11 protein-coding genes, 1 tRNA gene and 1 pseudogene are annotated in these 10,770 nt (G+C 72.5%); 12 read left to right on the forward strand and 1 reads right to left on the reverse strand.

Annotated features, from left to right (window positions below; genetic code table 11):
* Positions 1–70 precede the first annotated feature (70 nt).
* Positions 71–481, forward strand: coding sequence for a MaoC family dehydratase (locus DQ241_RS03515; protein ID WP_113828949.1), 411 nt, complete (start codon positions 71–73; stop codon positions 479–481).
* On the forward strand, positions 478–1,905 hold the full coding sequence (locus DQ241_RS03520; RefSeq protein ID WP_113828719.1) for a M1 family aminopeptidase: 1,428 nt from the start codon (positions 478–480) through the stop codon (positions 1,903–1,905). The genes DQ241_RS03515 and DQ241_RS03520 overlap by 4 nt, the downstream gene beginning before the upstream one ends.
* Here the strand turns inward: DQ241_RS03520 and DQ241_RS03525 are convergent.
* Positions 1,902–3,149 (reverse strand): pyridoxal phosphate-dependent aminotransferase, encoded by a 1,248-nt coding sequence (locus DQ241_RS03525; protein WP_113828720.1) that lies wholly within the window; start codon positions 3,147–3,149, stop codon positions 1,902–1,904. The two genes, DQ241_RS03520 and DQ241_RS03525, sit on opposite strands and share 4 nt — an antisense overlap.
* 202 nt (positions 3,150–3,351) lie before the next feature.
* Here DQ241_RS03525 and DQ241_RS03530 point away from each other — a divergent pair.
* From DQ241_RS03530 to DQ241_RS03575, 10 genes and pseudogenes are all read left to right on the forward strand, one after another.
* A tRNA-Trp gene (locus tag DQ241_RS03530) sits at positions 3,352–3,427 on the forward strand.
* Between the two features lie 79 nt (positions 3,428–3,506).
* A complete protein-coding gene (secE, locus tag DQ241_RS03535; protein ID WP_113828721.1) occupies positions 3,507–4,028 on the forward strand; it encodes a preprotein translocase subunit SecE in 522 nt (173 codons plus the stop codon).
* A 41-nt stretch (positions 4,029–4,069) separates the two neighbouring features.
* On the forward strand, positions 4,070–4,954 hold the full coding sequence (nusG, locus tag DQ241_RS03540; RefSeq protein WP_233492180.1) for a transcription termination/antitermination protein NusG: 885 nt from the start codon (positions 4,070–4,072) through the stop codon (positions 4,952–4,954).
* A gap of 44 nt (positions 4,955–4,998) precedes the next feature.
* On the forward strand, positions 4,999–5,427 hold the full coding sequence (gene rplK, locus DQ241_RS03545; RefSeq protein ID WP_113828722.1) for a 50S ribosomal protein L11: 429 nt from the start codon (positions 4,999–5,001) through the stop codon (positions 5,425–5,427).
* A 152-nt stretch (positions 5,428–5,579) separates the two neighbouring features.
* Positions 5,580–6,299 carry a 50S ribosomal protein L1 gene (rplA, locus tag DQ241_RS03550; protein WP_113828723.1) on the forward strand — a complete coding sequence of 240 codons (720 nt, stop codon included), beginning with the start codon at positions 5,580–5,582 and terminating at the stop codon, positions 6,297–6,299.
* A gap of 305 nt (positions 6,300–6,604) precedes the next feature.
* A pseudogene (rplJ, locus tag DQ241_RS03555) lies at positions 6,605–7,132 on the forward strand (50S ribosomal protein L10); the annotation flags it as partial.
* Positions 7,133–7,242: 110 nt separating this feature from the next.
* Positions 7,243–7,635, forward strand: coding sequence for a 50S ribosomal protein L7/L12 (gene rplL / locus DQ241_RS03560; RefSeq protein ID WP_104530058.1), 393 nt, complete (start codon positions 7,243–7,245; stop codon positions 7,633–7,635).
* Between the two features lie 305 nt (positions 7,636–7,940).
* Entirely contained in the window at positions 7,941–9,089 is a 1,149-nt protein-coding gene (locus tag DQ241_RS03565; RefSeq protein ID WP_113828725.1) for an ABC transporter ATP-binding protein, read from the forward strand.
* Between the two features lie 104 nt (positions 9,090–9,193).
* Positions 9,194–9,901: an ABC transporter permease gene (locus DQ241_RS03570; RefSeq protein ID WP_199584071.1), complete on the forward strand. Its 708-nt coding sequence runs from the start codon at positions 9,194–9,196 to the stop codon at positions 9,899–9,901.
* Positions 9,901–10,767, forward strand: coding sequence for an ABC transporter permease (locus DQ241_RS03575; RefSeq protein WP_113828952.1), 867 nt, complete (start codon positions 9,901–9,903; stop codon positions 10,765–10,767). The genes DQ241_RS03570 and DQ241_RS03575 overlap by 1 nt, the downstream gene beginning before the upstream one ends.
* The last annotated feature ends 3 nt before the right edge of the window (positions 10,768–10,770 follow it).

Here is a 10,770-nt window from a genome sequence, read left to right on the forward strand (position 1 = left end):
ACGTGAGCATCGCAGCGAGGAACGAGCGAGGAGCGGAGCGTCCCGCGGGAACGAAGGGTGGCGCTGCGTGATGGACGTCCCCGCCGTCGGCACCGAGCTGCCAGAGCTGCAGCTGCGCGTGACCCGCGCCGACCTCGTCCGGTACGCCGGCGCATCAGGCGACTTCAACCCCATCCACTGGAGCGACCGGGTCGCCACCGCCGTCGGGCTGCCCGGCGTGATCGCGCACGGGATGCTCACCATGGGGCTGGCCGCCCGGGCCGTCACGGCGTGGACCGGCGATCCCGCGGCGCTGGTCGACTACCAGGTCCGCTTCGGCCGCCCGGTGGTCGTCCCGGACGACGACGACGGCGCCGAGCTGACCGTCCGGGGCACGGTGGCCGCCCACCTCGAGGACGGCCGGGTGCGGGTCGACCTCGCCGTCACCAGCGGCGGCGAGAAGGTCCTGTCCCTGGCCCGCGCCGTCGTCCGCCTGGCATGACCCCGCGGCGGCGGGTCGCGGCGCTGGCGGCCGGCCTCCTGCTGCTGCCCGGCTGCACCTCCTTCGCCGACCGCGCCGCCGCGCCGGCCGCGACGTCGACCGCGGCGCCCGCCGCCGGGGCGCCCGGTGACGCCGGGGGCTGCACCGACCGCGCGGAGCCGGACCCGGACCGCCCCGTCGTCGACCTGGAGTTCCGGCTCGAGGACGACCTGCGCACCGTCACGGGCACGGAGACGGTGGAGTTCACGCCCGACCGCCCGGTCGAGGAGCTGGTCTTCCGGTTGGTGCCCAACGGCCCCGAACCGGCGGCCGCGGGCTCGCGCCTGGTGGTGGACGCCGTGCGCGGGGAGGACGTCGACGACGCCGGCTACGAGGCGCTCGGCGCCGCGGAGCCCGGCGGCCAGCACGTCGTCCGGCTGGACCGGCGGCTGGCAGCGGGGGAGCGCACCGAGGTGGCGCTGGACTTCACGCTGACGCTGGGGGAGGGCGGCTTCGACCGGGTCGGCGCGGAGGCCGACGTGTCGTGGTGGGCCAGCGGGGCGCCGCTGCTGGCCTGGGAGCCGGGCGTCGGGTGGGCCGAGGACCCCTTCGTCGAGGTCTCCGGCGAGACGACCACCAGCCCCGCAGCCGACACGACGATCAGCGTCTCCGCACCGCAGGACCTCACCGTGCTGATGACCGGCGACCAGGACCCGCCGTCGCCGGCCGCCGGCGGCCGGCGCACGTGGACGTCGGCCGAGCCGGTGGCCAGGGACGTGAGCGTCGCCGTCGGCCGGTTCACCACGGAGGAGCGGACGACGCCGGAGGGCGTGCGGGTGACCGCCGGCGTCCTCCCGGGAGCGGAGCGCGGGGCGGCGGACCTGGCCGACGCCACGGTGACCGCCATCGACGAGCTCAGCGGCTTCCTCGGCCCGTTCCCGTACCGGACGCTCACCGTGCCGCTGCTGCCCGACCACGGCGGCGGGATCGAGTACCCCAGCTCCATCCTGCAGGCGACCCCCAGCACCTCGGTGCTCGTGCACGAGGTCGCGCACATGTGGTTCTACGGAATGGTCGGCAACTCCCAGTTCCGCGATCCGTGGTTGGACGAGGCCTTCGCCACCTGGGCCGAGGCGGTCGTCGACCCGTCGTCCGGCGACCGGCTGGAGGCCGCGCTCGACGAGGTCGACGGCGAGGTCGGTTCCGCCATGGACGAGTTCACCGGGCAGCGCGACTACGTCGACCGCGTGTACGGCAAGGGAGGGGCGGCGCTCCTCCGGGCGCGCGAGGTCGCGGGAGCCGACGCCTTCGACGCCGCGGTGCGCTGCTACGTGGACGCGACCGCCTGGGGCATCGCCACACCGGACGACGTCGCCGACGCGCTGGACGGGCTGCCCGCGGCGGCCGACGTCCTCGTCGGCGCCGGGGCGCTGCCGCCCGGCTAACCGGCGCTGGTGAGCAGCCGCTGCATGCGGCCGACGCCCTCGACGAGGTCGTCGTCGCCCAGGGCGTAGGACATCCGCAGGTAGCCGGGGGTGCCGAAGGCCTCACCCGGGACGACGGCGACCTCCGCCGCCTCCAGGATCAGCTCGGCCAGCTCCACCGAGGAGTTCGCCGTCCGGCCGGCGATCGGGCGGCCCAGCAGCCCCTTCACCGACGGGTAGACGTAGAACGCGCCCTGCGGCTCGGGGCAGGCGATCCCGGGGATCTCCCGCAGCATCCGCACGATGGTCTGCCGGCGGCGGTCGAAGGCCTCCCGCATGGTGGCGACGGCGGACAGGTCGCCGGTCAGCGCGGCGACGGCGGCGGCCTGCGAGACGTTCGCGACGTTGGAGGTGGCGTGCGACTGCAGGTTGGTGGCCGCCTTCACGACGTCGGCCGGACCGGCGATCCAGCCCACCCGCCACCCGGTCATCGCGTAGGTCTTGGCGACGCCGTTCACGACGACGCAGCGGTCGGCCAGCTCCGGCACCAGCACCGGCATCGAGGGCGCCGTCGCCACGCCGTAGGTGAGGTGCTCGTAGATCTCGTCGGTGAGCACCCACAGGCCGGCCTCGAGCGCCCACCGGCCGATCTCCTCGACCTGCTCCGCGGGGTAGACCGCACCGGTCGGGTTGGACGGCGAGCAGAACAGCAGCGCCTTGGTGCGCGGGGTGCGGGCGGCCTCGAGCTGGCCGACCGAGACCAGGTAGCCGCTCTGCTCGTCGGCGACCACCGGCACGGGCACGCCCCCGGCCAGCCGGATGGCCTCCGGGTAGGTCGTCCAGTACGGCGCGGGCACGAGCACCTCGTCACCCGGGTCGAGCATGGTGGCGAAGGCCTCGTAGACGGCCTGCTTGCCACCGTTGGTCACGAGCACCTGCGCCGGGGTGAGCTGCAGCCCGGAGTCGCGGGCGGTCTTGGCGACGATCGCCTCCTTGAGCGCCGGCAGCCCGCCCGCGGGCGTGTACCGGTGCATGGCCGGCTGGCGGCAGGCGGCGACGGCGGCCTCGACGATGTACCCCGGCGTCGGGAAGTCCGGCTCCCCGGCGCCGAAGCCGATGACCGGCTTGCCGGCGGCCTTGAGGGCCTTGGCCTTGGCGTCGACCGCCAGCGTCGCCGACTCGCTGATCGCGGCGATCCGGCGGGAGATGCGGCGGTCGGCCGCGGACGGGGCGGGCGCGCTGGACTCCGGGGAGACGGCGGTCATGCGCTCATCGTGTCAAAGACCGGCCGCCGCCCGCTCACCGCACGGGGGAGGCCTCCGGCGGGACGTTGGCTCCGCCGCTCCGGCGTCCCGTACACTGGCTGCCCTGGGGCGATCGACCCCGCCACCGGCGTGCCCCGGAACCTCCCGAGGAACCGTGCCGTGGTGGTGGAGCCGGCGGTCCCGGCCGGGTGCGTCCCGGCCTAGGGGTGTAGCTCAATTGGCAGAGCAGCGGTCTCCAAAACCGCAGGCTGCAGGTTCAAGTCCTGTCACCCCTGCCACCGCACGACGTACAGCGATCCACGTGCCGCCCCGCACCGGGGCGGTGCCGACCACCACCACCGAGGCGAGCGAGGCGCAGTGAGCGAGAAGCCGGAACGCGAGGACGACGCTCGCGACGCCGAGCTGACCGACGAGCAGCTCGACCGCGAGGCTCCCGGCGTCGACGACGCCGCCGAGCTCGAGGCGGCCGAGGACGCCGTCGCCGCCGAGGCGTCCGCGGACGAGGACAAGGTCGTGGCCACCCCCGCTCGCCGTCGCGGCGGCCGGATCACCGCCGGCGACGACGACGAGGACGAGCCGGTCGCCACCCGGTCCCGCCGGGCCGCGCGCAGCGCGTCCCGCCCCGCGGACCGCGAGGGCACCGGCACCCGCTCGCGCGCGGCTGCCGAGCGGGCGCGCGCCGACGAGATCCGCCGGAAGCGCTCGCTCGCCCGGTTCCTCCGCGAGGTCGTCGCGGAGCTGCGCAAGGTCATCTGGCCGGGCCGGCGCGAGCTGATCACGTACACGACGGTGGTCATCGTCTTCGTGGCGTTCATCGTCGCGCTGGTGGCCGGGCTGGACCTGCTGTTCTCCCAGGGCGTGATCGCCGTCTTCGGCTGACCTCCGCCCGCCCGCACGCCCCCTGACAAGGAAGAGAACCTGTGACCGACCCCCGCGAGCCCTTCGACACCGACAGCGCGGTCGACGGCATCGACCTGGACGACGCCCGTTTCGACGAGCGCGGCAGCGCCGACGTCGAGACCGGCGCCGGCGAGACCGGTGCGGCCGAGGGGTCGAGCGACACCGCCGACCTCGACACCGACACCGAGATCTCGGACGTCACCCCGGAGATCGAGGGCGGCGACCCCGACAGCCTGGTCACCGACCCGCTGGTCGACCCCGCCCCGGCCGCCGAGGTCGAGGCCGAGGACGAGGACCCGACCGAGGCGCTGCGCAAGAAGCTGCGGATGATGCCCGGCGACTGGTACGTCGTGCACAGCTACGCCGGCTACGAGAACAAGGTGAAGACCAACCTCGAGGCGCGCATCCAGTCGCTGGACGTCGAGGACTTCATCTACCAGATCGAGGTGCCCACCGAGGAGGTCACCGAGATCAAGAACGGCAAGCGCACGCAGGTCAACCGCAAGGTCCTGCCCGGCTACCTCCTGGTGCGCATGGAGCTCAACGACGAGTCGTGGGGCGCGGTCCGCAACACCCCGGGCGTCACCGGGTTCGTCGGTGCCACCTCCAAGCCCTCGCCGCTGTCGGTCGACGAGGTCGTGAAGATCCTGGCGCCGGCCGTCGCGCCGCAGGCCGCCAAGGCCCCGGCCGGCGAGGTCGCCGCCGCCACCGGCGGTGCCGCCCCGGTCGCCGTCGTCGACTTCGAGGTCGGGGAGTCGGTGACCGTCATGGACGGGCCGTTCGCCACCCTGCCGGCCACGATCAACGAGATCAACGCCGAGCAGCAGAAGCTGCAGGTCCTGGTCTCCATCTTCGGCCGCGAGACGCCCGTCGAGCTGTCGTTCAACCAGGTCAGCAAGATCTGACGCCCCGGCGTCGCGAGCTGAACCACCCGAGATAGAAGGAAGTCATGCCCCCCAGGAAGCGGTTGACCGCGGTCATCAAGCTCCAGATCAACGCCGGTGCGGCCACCCCCGCGCCGCCCGTCGGTCCGGCGCTCGGCCAGCACGGCGTCAACATCATGGAGTTCTGCAAGGCCTACAACGCCGCGACCGAGTCGCAGCGCGGCAACGTGATCCCGGTCGAGATCTCGGTCTTCGAGGACCGGTCGTTCACGTTCGTCACCAAGACCCCGCCGGCCGCGCGCATGCTGCTCAAGGCCGCCGGTGTCGAGAAGGGCTCGGGCGAGCCCCACAAGACCAAGGTCGCCACGGTCACCCGTGACCAGGTCCGCGAGATCGCCACCACCAAGATGGCCGACCTCAACGCCAACGACCTCGACCAGGCCGAGAAGATCATCGCCGGCACCGCCCGGTCGATGGGCATCACGGTCGTATAAGGACCCCGGTGCCCCCCAGCCCACGCTCCGCGTGGGCCGGATCCCTGCACCGAGGCCGTTCCAGCACGTCACCCGTGGGAGGGCCACGCCAGGCCCGTGAACCACACGACCGGGGCTCCGCCGTCGCGGCGAGCCCCCGGAGAGGAACCACCATGGCGAAGCACGGCAAGAAGTACCGCGCGGTCGCGGAGAAGGTCGACCGCGAGAACCTCTACAGCCCCCTCCAGGCCGCCAAGCTGGCCAAGGAGACGTCGACGACGTCCTACGACGCCACCGTCGAGGTCGCCATGCGCCTGGGCGTCGACCCGCGCAAGGCCGACCAGATGGTCCGCGGCACGGTCAACCTGCCGCACGGCACCGGCAAGACCGCCCGCGTCATCGTCTTCGCGACCGGTGACAAGGCCGCCGAGGCCGAGGCCGCCGGCGCCGACGTCGTCGGCTCGGACGACCTGATCGAGCGCATCCAGGGCGGCTTCCTGGACTTCGACGCCGCGATCGCGACGCCGGACCAGATGGCCAAGGTCGGCCGGATCGCCCGCATCCTCGGCCCCCGCGGCCTGATGCCGAACCCGAAGACCGGCACGGTGACCCCCGACGTCACCAAGGCCGTCAACGACATCAAGGGCGGGAAGATCAACTTCCGCGTCGACAAGCAGGCCAACCTGCACCTGGTCATCGGCAAGGCGTCCTTCGACGAGACCAAGCTGGTCGAGAACTACGCCGCCGCCCTCGACGAGGTGCTGCGCGCCAAGCCGTCGGCCGCCAAGGGGCGGTACGTCAAGAAGGTCACCATCTCGACGACCATGGGCCCGGGCATCCCGGTCGACCCGAACCGCACCCGCAACCTGACGGTGGACGAGCCCACCGCGTAAGGCCGCACCACCTCACGAGGGCCCCGCTGCGCACCCGCGCGGCGGGGCCCTCGTCGTGCGTCGTGTACTCTCGTCGACGTTCCCCCCAAGACCGCAGGTCGTCGCACGTCCGCGTGCGATCGAAGGTCCCGGAGCTCCGGGCGACCCGCGCAGGAGGACGGTTCGATCGGCAGGTGCTCGCGCCCGCCCCTCGCCCCGTGCGCCCTGCGCCGGGGCGTTCCTCGTCTCCGGGGCCCTCATCGCATCGCGTGATCGCACGAGGTCGTGCAACGGCCGGTGGTCGCCCGACAGACGAGAGGAGGCCCATGCCCACGCAGGCGAAGGCCGCGGTGATCGACGAGATCACCGAGCGGTTCCAGAACTCGAGTGCGGCGGTGCTCACCGAGTACCGCGGGCTGACCGTGGCGCAGCTGACCGAGCTGCGCCGTTCCCTCGGTGAGGGCAGCAGCTACGCCGTCGTCAAGAACACCCTGACGAAGCGGGCAGCGGACTCGGTCGGTTTCTCCGACCTCGGCCCGCTGCTCAACGGCCCCACCGCGATCGCCTTCATCGAGGGCGACCCGGTGAACGCGGCCAAGGCCATCCGTGACTTCGCGCGCGCCAACCCGCTGCTCGTCGTCAAGGGCGGCGTGGTCGACGGACGCACGGTCGACGCCGCCGAGGTCACCCGCCTCGCCGACGTCGAGCCCCGTGAGGTCCTGCTGGCCAAGCTGGCCGGCGCGATGAAGGGCAACCTGACCAAGGCTGCCGGGCTGTTCCAGGCCCCGCTGTCGCAGGTCGCCCGTCTGGCCGCCGCGCTGCAGGAGAAGAAGGCCGCCGACGCCCCGGCCGAGGCCGCCGCTCCTGCCGCCGACGACACCGCTGCTGCTGACACCACCCCCGACACCACCGACGCTGCCGCGGACGCCGCGGCCAGCGACGCCTGACCCACAAGGAGATACAGATGGCCAAGCTTTCCAGCGCCGAGCTGCTCGACGCGTTCAAGGAGATGACCCTCCTCGAGCTGTCCGACTTCGTGAAGCAGTTCGAGGAGACCTTCGAGGTCACCGCTGCTGCCCCCGTGGCCGTCGCGGCCGCTCCCGCCGCCGGTGGCGGCGACGGTGGCGCTGCCGCCGCCGAGGAGCAGGACGAGTTCGACGTCATCCTCGAGGCTGCCGGCGACAAGAAGATCCAGGTCATCAAGGAGGTGCGCGGTCTGACCTCGCTCGGCCTCAAGGAGGCCAAGGACCTGGTCGACAACGCTCCGAAGCCGATCCTGGAGAAGGTCGCCAAGGACGCCGCGGAGAAGGCCAAGGCCGCCCTCGAGGGCGCCGGCGCCACCGTCACCGTCAAGTGACCCCCCACCCGGCGCTCGCCGGGTGAGCACCACCGCTCGACAGCAGGGCCGTCCTCCTCCGGGAGGGCGGCCCTGCTGCGTTCTCCCGGTCGGAGGACCCCCGTCCGGGCGGTGCACGGAGACCCGGGTCACGGGAACTGCGTGACACACGTAACCTCTGCCCCGGGCATTCGTTACTCACCGGTAGTGGGTGCGGCCCGGAACCGTCCGGATGCGGAGGGCTCCGAACTGCCGCACACTGCCGGGGCTCGCCAACGCGGCGGGGCGGGGAACCGGCAGCGCAGCCGGAGCGGGAGGCAGGTGTCGTGGGCGTCGCAGTGCAGGTCGAGGGGCTGACGAAGTCGTTCGGCAGCCAGAACATCTGGAGCGACGTCACGCTCACGCTGCCGCCCGGGGAGATCTCCGTGCTCCTCGGCCCGTCCGGCACCGGCAAGTCGGTGTTCCTCAAGTCGCTGGTCGGTCTGCTCAAGCCCGAGAAGGGCTCGATCGTCATCAACGACACCGACATCGTGCGGACCAGCGAGCACAAGCTCTACGAGGTCCGGAAGCTGTTCGGCGTGCTGTTCCAGGACGGCGCGCTGTTCGGGTCGATGAACCTCTACGACAACATCGCCTTCCCGCTCCGCGAGCACACCAGGAAGAGCGAGTCCGAGGTCAAGCGGATCGTCCTCGAGAAGATGGACATGGTCGGCCTGCAGGGCGCCGAGGGGAAGCTCCCCGGTGAGATCTCCGGTGGCATGCGCAAGCGCGCCGGGCTGGCCCGCGCGCTCGTGCTCGACCCGGAGATCATCCTGTTCGACGAGCCCGACTCCGGCCTCGACCCGGTGCGCGTGGCGTACCTCAACCAGCTGATCGTCGACCTCAACGCGCAGATCGACGCCACCTTCCTGATCGTCACGCACGACATCGGCACCGCCCGCACCGTGCCCGACAACCTGGGTCTGCTGTTCCGCCGCAACCTGGTCATGTTCGGTCCCCGCGAGCAGCTGCTCACCTCGCAGGAGCCCGTCGTCCGGCAGTTCCTCAACGGCCGCCGCGAGGGCCCGATCGGCATGTCCGAGGAGAAGGACGTCGCGCAGGTCGAGGCCGAGATGGCCGCGCTGGAGGCCCGCGGCGGCGACGCGCACAACGGCGTCGGCCCCAAGGGTGCCTCCGGCGGCGACGCCGTCCCGCCGCAGCTGACCCCCACCGAGGGCCTGCCCGAGCGCAAGGCCGAGCGGCGCCGGCAGGAGCGGGTGGCCCGGATGCTGCACGAGTTCGACGAGCAGACGGCGGCCGAGATCCGCAAGTCGCTGCCCGACGACCTGCTCGCCATGGCCGACTCCGGCGCCTTCGAGCCGACCCGCGCCGGCGGCCGGCACTGGGCCCCGGAGGCCGGCGCGCACGGCATCGACGGCCGGCCGGCCGGCTCGACCGCCACCGCGGTGATCCCCCGGCAGGGGGACGAGGCGTGACCGCCACCGAGGAGCCCCGCGCGCCCGGGCTGCTCGACGGCAAGCTCTCACCGACCCGGCCCCTCAAGGCCAGCGGCAACCTCTTCGCGTTCGCGCTCGACACCATGCGGGCGCTGCCGAAGCGGCCGTTCCAGATCCGCGAGTTCATCCAGCAGACCTGGTTCGTCGCCAGCGTCACCATCGTCCCGACGGCCCTGGTCGCGATCCCGTTCGGCGCCGTCATCGCGCTGCAGCTGGGCTCGCTGACGCGGCAGCTCGGCGCCGAGTCGTTCACCGGCTCCGCGGCGGTGCTGGCGGTGCTCCGCGAGGCCAGCCCGATCGTCACCGCGCTGCTGATCGCCGGCGCGGGCGGCTCGGCGATCTGCGCCGACCTCGGCGCCCGGAAGATCCGCGACGAGATCGACGCCATGGAAGTGCTGGGCATCAGCCCCATCCAGCGCCTCGTGGTGCCCCGGGTGCTCGCCGCGATGCTGGTCGCCGTCCTGCTCAACGGCCTGGTGAGCGTCGTCGGCGTCGCCGGCGGCTACTTCTTCAACGTCGTCCTCCAGGGCGGGACGCCGGGGGCCTACCTGGCCTCCTTCAGCGCGCTCGCCCAGGTCGCCGACTTCTGGTCCGGCGAGATCAAGGCGCTGGTCTTCGGGTTGATCGCCGGCATCGTCGCGTCCTACAAGGGGCTCAACGCCGGAGGTGGGCCCAAGGGCGTCGGCGACGCGGTCAACCAGTCCGTCGTCATCACCTTCCTGCTGCTGTTCGCGGTCAACTTCGTCATGACGGCGCTGTACTTCCAGCTCGTCCCGGCGAAGGGGGCGTGATGGCGCTCCTGTCCACCACCGACCGGTTCCGGCTGGGCTGGCGCCGGATCAAGCGGGTCGGCCGCCGGCCGCTGGACACCCTGGAGGACCTCGGCGACCAGCTGGGGTTCTACGGCCGCGCGCTGGCCTGGACCCCGCGCACCCTGCGGCGCTACATGCGCGAGGTCATGCGGCTGCTGGCCGAGGTCACCTTCGGCAGCGGTGCCCTGGCGGTCATCGGCGGCACGGTCGGCGTGATCGCGTTCCTGTCGTTCTTCACCGGCACCGAGGTCGGCCTGCAGGGCTACGCGGCGCTGGACCAGCTGGGCACCTCGGCGTTCACCGGCTTCCTCTCGGCGTACTTCAACACCCGCGAGATCGCCCCGCTGGTGGCCGGGCTGGCGCTGTCGGCCACCGTCGGCTGCGGCTTCACCGCCCAGATCGGCGCCATGCGGATCAACGAGGAGATCGACGCCCTCGAGGTGATGGGCGTGCCGTCGCTGCCCTTCCTGGTCACCACCCGCATCGTGGCCGGCTTCATCGCCGTCGTCCCGCTCTACGTGCTCGGGCTGCTCAGCAGCTACTTCGCCACCCGCACCATCACGACGCAGGCCTACGGGCAGTCCCCGGGCACCTACGACCACTACTTCAACCTGTTCCTGCCACCGGTGGACGTCTTCTGGTCCTTCGGCAAGGTGCTGGTCTTCGCCGTGGTGATCATCCTGAGCCACTGCTACTACGGCTACCGCGCCAGCGGCGGGCCGGCGGGTGTCGGCCTGGCCGTGGGTCGCGCGGTGCGCTTCTCCATCGTGGCCGTGATGGTCATCGACCTGTTCCTGTCCCTGGCCATCTGGGGCTCCACGACGACCGTGCGGATCGCGGGGTGACGC

Source organism: Blastococcus sp. TF02A-30, assembly GCF_003319185.1.
Classification (GTDB): domain Bacteria; phylum Actinomycetota; class Actinomycetes; order Mycobacteriales; family Geodermatophilaceae; genus Blastococcus.

Excerpts from the sequence above, each read along its gene's own strand:
- DQ241_RS03570 (WP_199584071.1), top strand. The coding sequence starts at position 9,194 with ATGCGGGCGCTGCCGAAGCGGCCGTTCCAGATCCGCGAGTTCATCCAG.
- rplK (WP_113828722.1), top strand. The coding sequence starts at position 4,999 with ATGCCCCCCAGGAAGCGGTTGACCGCGGTCATCAAGCTCCAGATCAAC.
- DQ241_RS03525 (WP_113828720.1), bottom strand. The coding sequence starts at position 3,149 with ATGACCGCCGTCTCCCCGGAGTCCAGCGCGCCCGCCCCGTCCGCGGCC.
- rplL (WP_104530058.1), top strand. The coding sequence starts at position 7,243 with ATGGCCAAGCTTTCCAGCGCCGAGCTGCTCGACGCGTTCAAGGAGATG.
- DQ241_RS03515 (WP_113828949.1), top strand. The coding sequence starts at position 71 with ATGGACGTCCCCGCCGTCGGCACCGAGCTGCCAGAGCTGCAGCTGCGC.
- rplA (WP_113828723.1), top strand. The coding sequence starts at position 5,580 with ATGGCGAAGCACGGCAAGAAGTACCGCGCGGTCGCGGAGAAGGTCGAC.
- DQ241_RS03520 (WP_113828719.1), top strand. The coding sequence starts at position 478 with ATGACCCCGCGGCGGCGGGTCGCGGCGCTGGCGGCCGGCCTCCTGCTG.
- DQ241_RS03575 (WP_113828952.1), top strand. The coding sequence starts at position 9,901 with ATGGCGCTCCTGTCCACCACCGACCGGTTCCGGCTGGGCTGGCGCCGG.